The 15,077-nt window shown below is 67.9% G+C and carries 11 protein-coding genes; 1 reads left to right on the top strand and 10 read right to left on the bottom strand.

Annotated features, from left to right (window positions below; translation table 11 throughout):
- Positions 1-69: 69 nt before the first annotated feature.
- The 10 genes from AC1DDO_RS22630 to hisI form a co-directional block, all read right to left on the bottom strand.
- Complete coding sequence (locus AC1DDO_RS22630; RefSeq protein WP_476972813.1) at positions 70-1,527, bottom strand: glutamate synthase subunit beta; 1,458 nt, start codon at positions 1,525-1,527, stop codon at positions 70-72.
- The gene (gltB, locus tag AC1DDO_RS22635) at positions 1,520-6,136 is read right to left on the bottom strand and encodes a glutamate synthase large subunit (RefSeq protein ID WP_476869089.1); all 4,617 of its coding nucleotides are present in this window, start codon (positions 6,134-6,136) and stop codon (positions 1,520-1,522) included. Before gltB ends, AC1DDO_RS22630 begins: the two co-directional genes overlap by 8 nt.
- A 263-nt stretch (positions 6,137-6,399) precedes the next feature.
- Entirely contained in the window at positions 6,400-7,788 is a 1,389-nt protein-coding gene (lgt, locus tag AC1DDO_RS22640; protein WP_476972814.1) for a prolipoprotein diacylglyceryl transferase, read from the bottom strand.
- Positions 7,789-7,791: 3 nt separating this feature from the next.
- Entirely contained in the window at positions 7,792-8,625 is an 834-nt protein-coding gene (trpA, locus tag AC1DDO_RS22645; protein ID WP_476972815.1) for a tryptophan synthase subunit alpha, read from the bottom strand.
- Positions 8,622-9,977 carry a tryptophan synthase subunit beta gene (trpB, locus tag AC1DDO_RS22650; RefSeq protein WP_476869086.1) on the bottom strand — a complete coding sequence of 452 codons (1,356 nt, stop codon included), beginning with the start codon at positions 9,975-9,977 and terminating at the stop codon, positions 8,622-8,624. Before trpB ends, trpA begins: the two co-directional genes overlap by 4 nt.
- A 123-nt stretch (positions 9,978-10,100) precedes the next feature.
- Positions 10,101-10,919, bottom strand: a complete 819-nt coding sequence (gene trpC / locus AC1DDO_RS22655) for an indole-3-glycerol phosphate synthase TrpC (RefSeq protein WP_476972816.1) — start codon at positions 10,917-10,919, stop codon at positions 10,101-10,103.
- A gap of 2 nt (positions 10,920-10,921) precedes the next feature.
- The gene (locus tag AC1DDO_RS22660; protein ID WP_229995248.1) at positions 10,922-11,209 is read right to left on the bottom strand and encodes an HGxxPAAW family protein; all 288 of its coding nucleotides are present in this window, start codon (positions 11,207-11,209) and stop codon (positions 10,922-10,924) included.
- Positions 11,210-11,282: 73 nt separating this feature from the next.
- Positions 11,283-11,939: a Trp biosynthesis-associated membrane protein gene (locus AC1DDO_RS22665; RefSeq protein ID WP_441409817.1), complete on the bottom strand. Its 657-nt coding sequence runs from the start codon at positions 11,937-11,939 to the stop codon at positions 11,283-11,285.
- A complete protein-coding gene (locus AC1DDO_RS22670; RefSeq protein ID WP_476972817.1) occupies positions 11,939-13,516 on the bottom strand; it encodes an anthranilate synthase component I in 1,578 nt (525 codons plus the stop codon). The genes AC1DDO_RS22665 and AC1DDO_RS22670 overlap by 1 nt, the downstream gene beginning before the upstream one ends.
- A 103-nt stretch (positions 13,517-13,619) precedes the next feature.
- Positions 13,620-14,051 (bottom strand): phosphoribosyl-AMP cyclohydrolase, encoded by a 432-nt coding sequence (gene hisI / locus AC1DDO_RS22675; RefSeq protein ID WP_441409819.1) that lies wholly within the window; start codon positions 14,049-14,051, stop codon positions 13,620-13,622.
- Positions 14,052-14,228: 177 nt separating this feature from the next.
- Between hisI and AC1DDO_RS22680 the strand changes: the two genes are divergently transcribed.
- Positions 14,229-14,873, top strand: a complete 645-nt coding sequence (locus AC1DDO_RS22680) for a TIGR03085 family metal-binding protein (RefSeq protein WP_476869117.1) — start codon at positions 14,229-14,231, stop codon at positions 14,871-14,873.
- The last annotated feature ends 204 nt before the right edge of the window (positions 14,874-15,077 follow it).

The following is a 15,077-nucleotide window of genomic DNA, read 5'->3' on the forward strand; positions in this document are numbered from 1 at the left end:
TCTGTTGCATGGATGAAGTTGAAGCGAGGATGAATCCCGGATGACCTGCAGAACCAGTGTCCTGCCGGACTACAAAACAGCCATCGCCCGGTCGGTCGGCGCTACGGGTGCCGGCAGGATGGTGCTGCCCATCAGGAACTTGTCCACCGCCGCGGCGCAGGCGCGCCCTTCGGCGATGGCCCAGACGATGAGTGACTGGCCGCGGCCGGCGTCGCCGGCCACGAAGATGCCCTCGGTGTTGGTCATGTAGTAGCCGTCGCGGGCCACGTTGCCGCGGCCGTCGAAGTCGGCCTGGACCTGGTCGGTGATCCCGGCCGGCTCGGCGCCGGTGAAGCCCAGGGACAGGAAGACGAGGTCCGCCGGAATGATCCGCTCGGTGCCGGCCTTCGGGAGGCGCTTGCCGTCCACGAATTCCGTCTCGGCCACCTTGACGCCCGTGAGCTTGCCGTTTTCCCCGACGAACTCCACGGTGGAGGCGAGGTACGTGCGTTCGCCGCCTTCCTCATGGGCGCTGGCGACCTCGAACAGAGTGGGGAACGTCGGCCATGGCTGGTGCCCGGCACGTTCGAGCGGCGGCTGCTTGCCGATCGCCAGGGTGGTCACGGAGGCGGCCTGGTGCCGGTGCGCGGTGCCGAGGCAGTCCGCGCCGGTATCCCCGCCGCCGAGGATGACGACGTGCTTGCCCGCGGCGTTGATCTGGTTCTCCACGGTCTCCCCCGCCACAACGCGGTTGGCCGGCACGAGGTAGTCCATGGCGAAGTGGACGCCCTCGAGCTCCCGGCCCGGGATCGGCAGATCACGCGGGACGGTGGCGCCGGTGGCGATCACGACGGCGTCGTACCGGCGGCGCAGCTGCTCCCACGTCACGTCGGTGCCGACTGCCACGCCGGTGCGGAAGCGGGTGCCTTCGGCCTTCATCTGCTCCAGCCGGCGGTCCACCTGCTCTTTTTCCATCTTGAAGTCGGGGATCCCGTAGCGCAGGAGCCCGCCGATCTTGTCGTCGCGCTCGTAGACGGCCACGGTGTGGCCCACGCGGGTCAGCTGCTGGGCGACGGCGAGCCCGGCGGGGCCGGAGCCGACGACGGCGACCGTCTTGCCGGTCAGTCGCGCCGGGGGCAGCGGGTTGACCCAGCCGTTCTCGAAGGCCTGGTCCACGATCGAGACCTCGACCTGCTTGATGGTCACTGCGGGCTGGTTGATGCCCAGCACGCAGGAGGCCTCGCAGGGGGCCGGGCACAGCCGGCCGGTCCACTCGGGGAAGTTGTTGGTGGCGTGCAGCCGCTCCATCGCTTCCTCGCCCTTGTCCCGCCAGATGAGGTCGTTCCATTCCGGGATGAGGTTGCCCAGCGGGCAGCCCTGGTGGCAGAACGGCACGCCGCAGTCCATGCAGCGGCCGGCCTGGCTCTTCAGGACACCCTTCTCCTGGGCTTCGTAGACCTCTTTCCAGTCCATGATGCGGACGGGAACGGGACGGCGCGGCTGGGTTTCACGCTGACGTACTTTCAGAAATCCGCGTGGATCAGCCACCGGTCACCTCCAGGATTCGAGACCAAACTTCTTCGCCGTCGGGGTCCAGGCCCTCTTCGATGGCGTCAAGACGGGTTTGCAGGACGGCCGCGTAGTCGCGCGGCAGCACCTTGGTTATGCGGGCTGCGGTGTCATCGAAGTTTTCGAGAAGGCGTGCCCCGAGCAGTGACTCGGTTTCCTCGACGTGCTTGACGAGCAGCCCGTGGACGATGTCGCGGTCCTCGGCGTCGAGCTCGCGCAGCTGCAGCTCGCCGGACTCGAGGGCCTGCTTGTTGACGCGTTCGGTCTGGAGGTCCAGCACATAGGCTGTGCCCCCGGACATGCCGGCGCCGAAGTTTCGGCCGGTGCGGCCGATGATGAGCGTCTGGCCGCCAGTCATGTACTCGCAGCCGTGGTCCCCGATGCCCTCGGCCACCGCGGTGGCGCCGGAGTTGCGGACCAGGAAGCGTTCGCCCACCTGGCCGCGCAGGAACATCTCGCCGCTCGTGGCGCCGTAGCCGATCACGTTGCCGGCAATGACGTTGCGCTCGGCCGGGAAAACGTTGGTGCGGTCCGGCCGGACAATGATGCGGCCGCCGGAAAGTCCCTTGCCGACGTAGTCGTTGGAGTCGCCGAACATGCGCAGCGTGATACCGGCGGGCAGGAACGCGCCGAGGGACTGGCCCGCGGTGCCAGTGAGCGTGATGTCAATGGTGTCCGTGGCCAGCACGTCGGTGCTGAAGGTCTTGGTGACGACGTGGCCCAGCATGGTGCCGACGGAGCGGTCCGTGTTGATGACGTTCACCGAGATCTTCACCGGGGTGCGGTCGCTGAGGGCTTCGGCTGCCATGGCGATCAGGCGCTGGTCGAAGTGCTTGTCCAGCTCGTGGTTCTGGCCGGTGAGGTTGCGCAGCGGCGCGTCGTCGTCGAACTCAAGGCCGTGCAGGATCGGATCCAGGTCCAGCCCTTCGGCCTTCCAGTGGCTGATCGCTTCACGGGAGTCGAGCATTTCGGCATGGCCGATCGCCTCCTCGATGCTGCGGAAACCCAGTTCCGCGAGGATTTCGCGGACCTCCTCGGCGAGGAATTCGAAGAAGTTGACCACGAATTCCGGCTTGCCGTTGAACCGGGAGCGCAGCTCGGGGTTCTGGGTCGCGACGCCCACCGGGCAGGTGTCCAGGTGGCAGACGCGCATCATGATGCAGCCGGAGACCACCAGCGGAGCGGTGGCGAAACCAAACTCCTCGCCGCCAAGCAGCGCGGCGATCACAACGTCGCGGCCGGTTTTGAGCTGGCCATCCACCTGTACCACTACACGGTCGCGCAGGCCGTTGAGCATGAGCGTCTGCTGGGTCTCGGCGAGGCCGAGCTCCCAGGGGACACCGGCGTGCTTGAGCGAGTTCAGCGGAGAGGCGCCGGTACCGCCGTCGTGCCCGGAAACCAGGACGACGTCGGCCTTCGCCTTGGTCACGCCGGCCGCCACGGTGCCGATTCCGACCTCGGAGACAAGCTTGACGTGCACGCGGGCCGAGGGGTTGGCGCGCTTGGCGTCATAGATCAGCTGCGCGAGGTCCTCGATGGAGTAGATGTCGTGGTGCGGGGGCGGCGAGATGAGGCCGACGCCGGGTGTGGAGTGCCGCGTGCGGGCCACCCAGGGGTAGACCTTCTGCGCCATCAGCTGGCCGCCCTCGCCGGGCTTGGCACCCTGCGCCATCTTGATCTGGATGTCATCGGCGTTGGATAGGTACAGGCTCGTGACGCCGAATCGGCCCGAGGCGATCTGCTTGACCGCGGACCGGCGGGTGGGATCGAGCAGGCGGTCCACGTCCTCGCCGCCTTCACCGGTGTTGGACTTGCCGCCCAGCCGGTTCATGGCGATCGCGAGGGTCTCGTGGGCCTCCTGCGAGATGGAGCCGTAGCTCATGGCGCCGGTAGAGAACCGCTTGACGATGCTGGAGACAGGCTCCACTTCCTCCAGCGGCACGGCGGGACGCAGGCCGGCCTTGAACTTCAGGAGCCCGCGCAGGGTCATGAGGTTCTCGGACTGGTCGTCCACGCCCCGGGTGTAGGCCTTGAAGATGTCATAGCGGCGTTCACGTGTGGCGTGCTGCAGCCGGAAGACGGTCTCGGGGTTGAACAGGTGGGGTTCTCCGTCGCGGCGCCACTGGTACTCGCCGCCGCCCAGCAGGGGCTGGTGCGGCAGTTCGATGCCGTTCTCGGGGTAGGCCATGCGGTGCCGGGCCAGGACCTCGGCGGCAATGACATCGAGGCCGACGCCGCCGAGCTGGGAGTGCGTGCCGGAGAAGTACTCGTCCACGAGTTCCTGGCCGAGGCCGAGGGCTTCGAAGGTCTGGGCACCGGTGTAGGAGGCCACGGTGGAGATGCCCATCTTGGACATGATCTTCAGGACGCCCTTGCCGAGGCCCTTGATCAGGTTGTAGACGCCATCATGCGGGGTGACCCCCACGACGTCGCCTGTGGCGATGAGCTGTTCCACGGATTCCATGGCCAGGTACGGGTTCACGGCGGAGGCGCCGTAGCCGATCAGCACGGCGACGTGATGCGTCTCGCGGACGTCGCCGGCCTCCACCACGAGCGCGGTCTTGGTGCGGTTGGCGCTGCGCAGCAGGTGGTGGTGCACGGCGCTGACCAGCAGCAGGGACGGGATCGGCGCCCACTGGGCGTTCGAGTCGCGGTCCGAGAGCACGACGTACTGGACGCCGCGGTTGATGGCGCCGGAGACCTGCTCGCAGATCTCGGTCAGCCGGGCGCGGAGGGCGTGCTCGCCGCCTTCGGGGCGGTACAGTCCGCGGACCTTCATGGCGACCCTGTCGCCGTCGGCGCTCTCGATGTTCGCGATCTTGGCGAGCTGGTCGTTGTTGATCACTGGGAACGGCAGCGCGACCTGCGGCTGGCGGACCTGCTTGGTGTCAAGCAGGTTCCCGTTCGGGCCGATCGCGCACATCAGGGACGTGACGAGCTCTTCGCGGATGGCGTCCAGCGGCGGGTTGGTGACCTGGGCGAAGGACTGCACGAAGTAGTCGAAGAGCAGCCGGGGCCGCTTGGACAGCACGGCCACGGGCGTGTCCGAGCCCATGGCGCCGAGCGGCTCGGCGCCGGTGCGGGCCATGGGGCCGAGCAGGATCTTCAGTTCCTCGGTGGTGTAGCCGAAGGTCCGCTGGCGGATGTTGACCGAGGCGGCGGTGTGGACCACGTGCTCGCGCTCGGGGAGGTCCTTGAGGTCGATCAGGTTGTCCTTGAGCCACTCGGCCCACGGGTTCGCGGCGGCGACCTCGGCCTTGACCTCGGCGTCGTCGATGATCCGGCCGGACCCGGTGTCCACCAGGAACATCTTGCCCGGGGAGACGCGCCCCTTCTTGACCACTTTGGAAGGTTCGACGTCGATCACGCCGACTTCGGAGGCGAAGACGACGAGCCCGTCTTCGGTGATCCAGTACCGTCCCGGGCGCAGGCCGTTGCGGTCCAGGGTGGCACCGACCAGGTTGCCGTCCGTGAACGAAACGGCCGCGGGGCCGTCCCACGGCTCCATGAGCATGGAGTGGTATTCGTAGAAGGCGCGGCGTGCCGGATCCATGGTGGCGTGGTTTTCCCAGGCCTCCGGGATCATCATCATGATCGAGTGCGTGATGGGCCGGCCGGAGAGCCAGAGCAGCTCCGCCACCTCATCGAAGGACGCCGAGTCGGAGGCGCCCGGGGTGCAGATGGGGAACAGCTCTTCCGGCGAGTCCCCCAGCAACGGGCTGGAGAGCTGCGACTGCCGTGCCCGCATCCAGTTGCGGTTGCCCTTGACGGTGTTGATTTCGCCGTTGTGTGCGATGGTGCGGAAGGGCTGCGCCAGGGGCCAGGACGGGAAGGTGTTGGTGGAGAAGCGCGAGTGGACGATCGCGAGCTTGGTCTTGAAGCGCTTGTCCGAGAGGTCCGGGTAGAACGGCTCCAGCTGGGCGGTGGTGAGCATGCCCTTGTAGACGATGGTCCGGGAGGACAGCGACGGGAAGTACACGCCGAACTTGTTCTGGGCGCGCTTGCGGATCCGCCAGGCGCGGGAATCGAGCTCGTTGCGCTCGAGGGTTTCGCCGGTGCTGGAGGCGAAGAAGGGCTGCGAGAAGTGCGGCATGCAGGCCCGGGCCATGGCGCCGACGAGGTCGGCGACGATGGGGACTTCGCGCCAGCCGAGAACGGTCAGTCCCTCGTCCGCGGCGAGGCCTTCGATGCCGGCGCGGGCGGCGTCGGATTCGCGCTGCTCGGCGGGCAGGAACGCGGTTCCCACGACGTACTGGCCGGGGGCCGGAAGTTCGAAGTCGGTGACTGCGCGGAAGAATTCGTCCGGGACCTGCATGAGGAGGCCGGCGCCGTCGCCGGTACCTTCATCGGCTCCGACGGCACCGCGGTGCTCGAGGTTGCGCAGGGCGGTCAGGGCGGCGTCGACGATGTCATAGCCAGGCTCGCCGCGGAGCGTGGCGATGATGGCCAGGCCGCAGGCGTCCTTCTCATTCTCCGGGTTGTAAAGTCCGGCAGCGGCCGGAATCGCGGCGAACCTGCTGAAGGGTGACGTGGCGGCCGTGGGCTGGTCCGGAACGGACCAGCTGGGGCTGTGACGAGTTTGGGTCATTGGAGACGTCCTTCCTCCTGATCGTGCGTATGGGAGGGACAACATTGGCCCCACTCAGCACGCCGGTGTGACGGGCGCTACAGAGTGTTTTTCTAACTGGAATTGTAGGCCAGCCCGGCCTCCTGTACTAACAGTTACGCAGGTGCTGACCCGGGCTTGCTTGGACAGCGCCTATCTGCTGCCCACTGCAATCCCTCTTGCCACGACGCTGTGGAGTCGGGCCCTGCGAGCGGTGGCTCCGCAACCCGATGTCCGGCGCTGAGCTACTTGGTGCCCTCAGCCTCCGGGGCGGTTCCAGTTCCCTGGCGGCCGGATACTCCGGCTGCCGGAACTCCGGTGGCGGGCATGGTGCCGCCGGTGGAGTCCTTGACCGCATCCGAGGATGCGGGGACTGGCCCGCTTTGGTTATTCCGGAGATTATCACGGGATTCACTATCTGAGACAGCAGCGTCCGAATGGTGGATGGATGCCGCGTCCGCGGGGACGGTGGCGCGCTCCCCTTCTTCTGCGTCAGTCGCCGCGGGTTCATGCGCTCCGGCGTCAGCCGCTTCAGTAGCCGTTTTGGGCTCGGCAGGCTTCTTCGCGGCCTTGGTCTCCGCGGACTTTTCCTCCGCAGTCCCTGGCTCCACAGCCTTGGTCTCCGCGGTCATTGCTGCAGCTGACTTTGCGTCAGCAGTCTTTGCTTCCGCTGTCTTTGCGTCCGCAGTCTCTGCTTCCGCCGTCTTTTCTTCGACAGCATTTTCTTCGGCCGGTTCGCGTCCCGGAAGGAACGGGGTGTCCGGCTCCGAGCGCTTCCGCAGCCCCAGGATGATGAAGGCGATCAGGGCTCCGGCAAAGACAAAGATGCTGGTCCAGACGTTGAGCCTGGTGGTGATCCCGAAGAGGCTGATCTGCTCGGCGTCGTCGATCCGCATGGCCTCGATCCAGACGCGGCCCAGCGTGTAGTACATGGCGTAGAGGCAGAACAGGCGGCCGCGGCGGAAGCTGAATCGCCGGTCCAGGGCCAGCAGGATCAGGACACCGGCCAGGTTCCACAGCGACTCGTAGAGGAACGTCGGGTGGAAGAGCGTGTCCGCGGGCATGCCGGCCGGGAAATTGGGGCTGTTGGGATCGATCTGCAGCCCCCAAGGCAGCGTGGTGGGGCCGCCGAAGAGCTCCTGGTTGAAGTAGTTGCCCCACCGGCCGATCGCCTGGGCGAGCAGCAGCCCGGGGGCCGCGGCGTCCAGGAACGCGCTCAGCTTCACCCCGGCACGCCGGCAGCCGATCCAGGCACCGACGGCGCCCAGCACGACGGCGCCCCAGATGCCGAGGCCGCCGCGCTGGATCTGCGGAATCAGGGACAGGTCCCCCGTGCCGTCAAAGCCAGGGCCGAAGTAGGCATCGGGCGAGGAGAACACGTGGTAGAGCCGTCCACCGATAATGCCGAACGGGATGGCCCAGATGGCGATGTCCCAGACGCTGCCCTCAGGGGCACCGCGGCGCGCCCAGCGGACCGAGGTCAGCCACAGGCCGGCGATGATGCCGGCGAGGATGCACAGGGCGTAGGCGTGGATGCGCAGGGCCCCCCACGGCAGCGGGATGTCGAATCCGGACCAGCTGGGGCTCGGAATGCTCGCGGGAATCATCGCCGCCGCGTGGAGGACTGACTGCATTGCTTACGCTTCTTCCTTGGTGAGGCCGGTACTGAGGTCTTTCGTCAAGGAGGCTACAGCATCCACGCCGCCGTCCCGGATGGCCGCGACGAGGGCGGTGCCCACAATCACGCCTTCCGCATATTCGGCGATCTCGCGGACTTGACCGGCGTTGGAGACGCCGAGGCCCACGCAGACGCGTTCGGCGCCCGCGGCGTGTGCGGCGGCGACGACATCCTTGGCGGCGGAACTGACCGAGCTACGGGCGCCGGTGACGCCCATGATGGAGACGGCGTACACGAAGCCGCGGCTCGCGTCGACAGTGCGCTTCATGCGTTCCGGAGAGGACGAGGGAGCCACCAGGAACACCCGGTCCAGTCCGTACTTGTCCGAGGCCGCGAACCACTCGGCAGCCTCGTCGGGGATGAGGTCGGGCGTAATCAGCCCGGCTCCCCCGGCCTCGGCCAGGCGGCGGGAGAACTCGTCCACGCCCATCCGCATCACCGGGTTCCAGTACGTCATGACCAGCACCGCGGCGTCGGTCTTGCTCGTGATGCCGCGGACGACGTCGAAGACCTCCCGCACGTGGAAGCCCTTCGCGAGGGCCTCCGTGGTGGCCGCCTGGATGACCTGGCCGTCCATGACGGGGTCGGAGTAGGGGATGCCGATCTCGATGAGGTCGGCGCCGTTCTCTGCAAGGGCGATGCCGGCGGCAATGGTGGCTTCAACGCTCGGGTAGCCGGCCGGCAGGTAGCCGATCAGGGCTGCCCGGCCCTGGGCAAGGGCACGGTCAATGGCCGCGGCCGACTTGCTGCTGGACTGGTCGGCTGCCCGGTTGGCATCGTTTGCGGTACTCACAGCTGTTCCCCCTCTTTGGCGATTTCCGCTTCCGGTGAATCCTCGGCCAGCAGGTCGAACCATTCGGCGGCCGTGGCCACGTCCTTGTCGCCGCGGCCGGAGAGGTTCACGAGCACGATCTTGTCTGACGCTTTGCCTGCGGCGGCTTCTGCGGCGAGCCGCTGCCCCACCTTGATGGCGCCGGCGAGGGCGTGGGCAGACTCGATGGCCGGGATGATGCCCTCGGTGCGGCACAGGAGGCGGAAGGCCTCCATGGCTTCGCTGTCCGTGATCGGCTCGTAGCTGACCCGGCCGATGTCGGCGAGGTAGGAGTGCTCGGGGCCGACGCCCGGGTAGTCCAGGCCGGCCGAGATCGAGTGCGACTCGATGGTCTGGCCGTCGTCGTCCTGCATGAGGTAGGAGCGGGCGCCATGCAGCACGCCGGGCTTGCCGAGGGTGATGGTGGCCGCGTGGCGCCCGGTTTCGACGCCGTCGCCGCCGGCCTCGAAGCCGTAGATCTTGACCGAGGGGTCATCGAGGAAGCCGTGGAAGATGCCGATCGCGTTGGAGCCGCCGCCGATGCAGGCGCAAACGGCATCCGGAAGCCGGCCGGCCTGGTCCAGGATCTGGGCCCGGGCCTCCTCGCCGATCACTTCGTGGAAGTAGCGGACCAATGCCGGGAACGGGTGGGCTCCGGCGGCGGTGCCCAGCAGGTAGTGCGTGTTGCCCACGTTTGCGACCCAGTCGCGCAGGGCCTCGTTGATGGCGTCCTTGAGCGTCTGGGATCCGTTGGTCACGGGGATGACCGTGGCGCCGAGGAGCTCCATCCGGGCCACGTTGAGTGCCTGCCGGCGGCAGTCCTCCGCGCCCATGTAGACCACGCACTCCAGGCCCAGCAGGGCAGCTGCGGTGGCGCTGGCCACGCCGTGCTGTCCGGCGCCGGTTTCGGCGATGACCCGGGTTTTGCCCATCCGCTTGGCGAGCAGCGCCTGTCCCAGGACGTTGTTGATCTTGTGCGAGCCGGTGTGGTTGAGGTCTTCGCGCTTGAGGAAGATTCGCACCCCGCCGGCGTGTTCGGCGAAGCGCTTGGCCTCGGTCAGCAGCGACGGCCGGCCGGAGTAGTTCTTGTTCAGGTCGGCGATCTGGGCGATGAACTCGGGATCGGCCTTGGCCTTCTCGAAGGTGTCCTCGAGCTCGTCCAGTGCCGCGATGAGCGACTCGGGCATCCACCGGCCGCCATAGTTCCCGAAGTAGGGCCCCGGGGCGTGCCGCAGGGACTGTTCACCCTGTGCGGGGTGCTCCTGGGGGCGACCGCCCTGCAGGAACGCGTCCACGGCACTTTCGTCAGAGCCGGCTGCTGGCGCATCGACCATCAGTCTCACCATCCTGTTCCACTGCTAGCTTTGGGGATCTGCAGACGAGATCCGCTCATTGTCCGGGCAGTTGCGGGCCCGGTACCGCTTTCGGTCCGGACGCGGGCGCCCGGACCGGCAGGCTCAGGCGCGGGCGGCGATTGCCGTTGCGCCGGCAGCCATGAATTCTGCGATCCGCTCGCGGGGCGTCGCGTCGCTGACCAGCGCCTCGCCGACCAGGACTGCGTTGGCGCCGCGGGCCGCATAGTGCCTGACGTCCTCGACGTCGCGCACACCGGACTCGGCAACCACGAGCGCGCCGGCGGGAATGCCGCCGGCCAGCTCCGCGAAAACAGAACGGTCGACGTCGAGCGTCTTGAGGTTGCGCACGTTGACGCCGATGATCCGGGCCTCCGCGGCGACTGCGCGCTCGATCTCCTCGGCCGTGTGGGTCTCCACGAGCACGTTCATGCCGAGCTCGCGGCTGAGGGCCGTAAAGTCCCGCAGTTGGGCGTCCGAGAGCGAGGCCACGATCAGCAGGATCAGGTCGGCACCGTGGGCGCGGGCCTCCCAGATCTGGTACTCGTCAATCATGAAGTCCTTGCGCAGCAGCGGGATATCCACTGCGGCCCGGACGGCGTCGAGGTCGGCCAGCGAGCCGCCGAAACGGCGCTCCTCGGTCAGGACACTGATCACGGCGGCCCCGCCGTCGGCGTACTGCGCGGCGAGGGACGCGGGATCGGCGATGTCCGCGAGGCGGCCCTTGGACGGGCTGCGGCGCTTGACCTCGGCAATCACCTTGAGTTGGTCCCGGGTGCCGGAGGTTCCGCCCAGGGCGGCCCAGGCGTCACGGGCCGGCTTCGCAGCGGCAGCGCGCTCCTTCAGTTCCGCAAGTGTGACCAGACGCTGGCGCGCCTGCATATCCTCCCTGACACCGGCATTGATGTCGTCGAGAACGCTCACGCTCAGTGGCCGGAGTTCTTCAGCTTGCTGCCGCCGACGCCGTAGCCGGCCTTGCGCATGGCCCAGCCGGCAAGCAGGCCGATCACCATGATGGCGGCGCCCGCGACGAAGATCGGGGTGTTGGCGATCACGAACGCGATGGACGCAATGAGGGCGCCTACCAGCATCACGATCACGCAGGTCCACGCGGCCGGGCTGTTGCCGTGACCCGGCGCTTCGCTGTGATCGACGTCGTCGTAGACGCCCTTCGGCGCAGCGGACGTGGATGCGGAAACAGTGGCTTTGCTCATTGAAATCTCCTCAGGATGAATACTGCTTACATTCTGCCATTTTTTGGCGGGCGTTATTGGCCTCGGCATCGGCTTAGGTGGGGTCGTCACCGCGGGACAGGCGGTCCCAGCTCTCGATCTCGTCCGCGGGGGCGGCCGGGGCTGTGCCACCAGCTGCGGTTCCGCCGGCGGCGGCCGCGTCATATTTGGTGCGGCTCTTCCAGTAGCGGCCGGCCGGCACGATCGCCAGGGCACTGAGCCCCAGCAGTGCGCCGGCGACGACGGCGATCACGGGGAACACCGTCACGTCCACCTGGACGCTGCTGCCGCTGATCCCGGTGGCGGCCGCGATCGATCCCTGCGCAGCGGACAGCGGGTCCGCCAGCACGACGGCTGCCGCGGCGACGATGCCCACGGCCGCGAGCAGGATGATCGCCGTGATGACCCAGCGGGACACCCGGCCGGCGATGGAGGCAGCGAGGCCGCCGGCGAGGGCAACGAGGGCCAGGGCCGTGACGGTGGTCGCGGCCTTGCTGCCCTGGACCTGCAGGCCGTCCTGGCTGGCCACGGCCGCGCCGAGCTGGGTGGGGTCCAAGTGCACCGTAAGCCAGGTCTGGGTGGTGGTCCCGAACACGGCCAGCGCCAGGGCGGCGATCACCAGGACCAGGGTGGACTTGCGGGCCCAGCCTGGGACTGCGGGTCGCGTGGTGGTCTTAACGGTGTTTTTAGCGGTGGCTTCCGGCTGCTCCATCAGTCCTCCGCTCCGGCGTCGGGCGCTGAGTCGATGACGGCGTCAGCGGTGATGTTGTGCAGCGAACCGGCGGTGTGCACGGCGCGGAGCGGGGCGGCGGCCTTGTTGACGGTTTCCTGGGCCTCGGTGGGGTTGACCGAATCGGCCACGATCCCGCCGCCGGCCTGCACGTAGGCGCGCCCTTCCCGGAGCAGGGCCGAACGGATCGCGATCGCCATGTCCATGTCCCCGGCGAAGTCCAGGTACCCGACCACGCCGCCGTAGATGCCGCGCCGGTGCGGTTCCAGCTCGTCCAGGAGGCGCAGGGCCCGCGGCTTCGGGGCACCGGAGAGGGTGCCGGCCGGGAAGGTTGCCTTGAGAACGTCGTAGGCCTTGGCGGCCGGGGCCAGCTCGCCGACCACGGTCGAGACGAGGTGCATGATGTGGCTGAAGCGTTCCACCTCCATGAACTGGGTGACGTCGACAGAACCTGCGACGCAGACCTTGGAGAGGTCGTTGCGGGACAGGTCGACCAGCATCAGGTGCTCGGCGCGTTCCTTCTGGTCCGCCAGCAGTTCCTCGGCCAGGGCCTTGTCCGCCTCCACCGTCTTGCCGCGCGGCCGTGAGCCGGCGATGGGGTGGGTGATGACCTCGTCCCCGGTCACGGTCACGAGCGCCTCCGGCGAGGAGCCGACGATCGTGTACTCGCGGCCCGCGGCGTCCTCGAAGCTGAAGAGGTACATGTAGGGGCTGGGATTGGTGTTCCGCAGGACCCGGTAGACGTCGAGGGGGTCGGCGCCGCATTCCATTTCGAAGCGGCGGGAAATGACCACCTGGAAGACCTCGCCGTCCACGATCGCTTCCTTGCCGCGGTCCAGGGCGGCGAGGTACTCGGATTCGTCCCAGCGTTCCTGCACGCTCGACGCGAAATCCAGGGCGGCCGTTTCGAGCACGGAGACCGGCTGCTCCACGGGGCGGCTGATCTTCTCCAGCAGGGCTTTCACGCGGGCGACGGCGTCATGCCAGGCCTCGTCGACGCGTTCGGTGCTGTTATCAAAGTTGATGGCGTTGGCGATCAGCAGGACGGTGCCGTCCATGTTGTCGTGGACCGCCATGTCCGTGACCAGGTTGAGGGCCATTTCCGGCAGGTTGAGGTCATCCTCCGGCGGGCTGGTCAGTTTCTCCCAGTGCCGGACGGTTTCCCAGCCCAGGAAGCCGACCAGGCCGGAGGTGAACGGCGGGAGCCCGTCGAAGCGTTCGGTGCGGAGGGCCGCGACGGTGTCACGGATGGCGTCCACCGGGTTGCCGTCCAGCGGCACGCCGACTGGGGGCTGGCCCAGCCAGTGCGCGTTGCCGTCCTTGGTGGTCAGGGTGGCACGGGAGCGGGACCCGATGAAGGAGTAGCGCGACCAGGATCCGCCGACGGCCGCAGACTCCATCAGGAACGTCCCGGGCTGGCCCTGGGCGAGCTTGCGGTAGAGCCCGATCGGGGTTTCGGCGTCAGCCAGCACCTTGAGCCGGACGGGGATGACGCGGCTGTGGCCCGCGAGTTCACGGAACTCTTCGAGGCTGGGGCTGATGATTCCAAGGTCCTGCATGGCTGTGCTTTCCGCCTGTTCTTTAGGGGGACCTGTCACCGGATCCGGTGATGGGATCCTGCCTGGGTCCGGTTCGTGAAGCTTGTGGAAGCGCCGGGGGCGCCTAGCCTGCGTGGCCGACGACGGCGTCGAGCTCGCGGCCGTCGAAGCAGGTCCGGGATCCGGTGTGGCAGGCCGCGCCCACCTGGTCAACCCGGACCAGCAGGGCGTCGCCGTCGCAGTCCATGGCGAGCGACTTGACCCACTGCACGTGCCCGGAGGTGTCGCCCTTGCGCCAGTACTCCTGGCGGGAGCGCGAGTAGAAGGTCACGCGTCCGGTCGTCATGGTGCGGTGCAGTGCCTCGTCATCCATCCAGCCCAGCATCAGCACCTCATGGGTGTCGAACTGCTGGACGATCGCGGCCACCAGGCCGGCGCTGTCGCGTTTGAGGGCGTCGGCAAGTCCGGCCGGAAGGGGGCTCGCCGACGCTGCCGGCTCAGGCTGCGTCGAAACGCTGTTGGCGGGCGTGTTGGCGGGGGCGGGCTGCTCAGACATCAGATCAAGTCTAGTGCCTCCGGGCAGGCTGCCGGCCTGCGGGTCCGCCCGCCGCTTAACACTGGCGCGCCAATGGGGCTGATTGCCGTATCCACCCGCCCGATGACGGTGCCGGGCACGGTCATGGCGGCGATTCCTGTGCCCACGCACGGCAGTCTCGTGCTAGTTTCACAAGTGATGCATTTCGTCGAACCGTCCCGAGAAGTCCTGGCCGAAACCCTGCTGGCGGCCGGTCCCGATGCTGCCACGCTCTGTGCGGGTTGGCGCACCCGCGATCTTGCCGCGCACCTGTACCTCCGCGAGCGAAAAATCGCCGTCGGACTGGGCCTCATGTTCAAACGCCTGTCCAAGGCCTCGGACCAGGCGACGGCCCAACTCGCGGGCACGCTGAAGACCCCCGAGGACTACGCCAAGCTGGTCAACGACTTCCGCGCCGGTCCCCCGGCGTTGTCGCCGCTGCGGATCAAGGCCCTGGACGAGAGCTCCAACCTGATCGAGTATTTCGTGCACACCGAGGACGTCCGCCGCGCCGTGGACCGCTGGGCCCCGCGCGCCCTCGACCAGGAGTACTCGGACGCCCTGTGGGATGAGCTGGTCAAGCGGGCAGCCATCCTGTACCGCGGCGTGGATCTGGGCATCGTGCTGGTCAGCCCGTCCGGCCCCAGGCACGTGGCCAAACGGGCCCCCGTGTCGGTGGCCATCGTCGGCGAGCCGGGCGAACTCCTCATGCACGCCCACGGCCGCACCCGCCACGCGCTCGTCACCTTCGAAGGCCAGCCGGACGCCGTCGCGCTCCTGCAGTCCGCCGAAGTCGGGCTCTAAACGCGTCGGGCTCTAAACCAAACAACGCGGGGTCACCAAGCGCCAATAATCCCCTCGCAGAATCATACGGTCGTTGCAACATCTGATTTTTGGAGGTTGCCATGCCGAGTGGTTATCGGGCGCCCGATGCGCTGAAGGATGAGTTCTTTTCACTTCTGCGGCAGGGGATGGCGGTCACGCAAGCCTCTGCCCGGATTGGGGTGT

Source organism: Arthrobacter sp. 10N43, assembly GCF_056394525.1.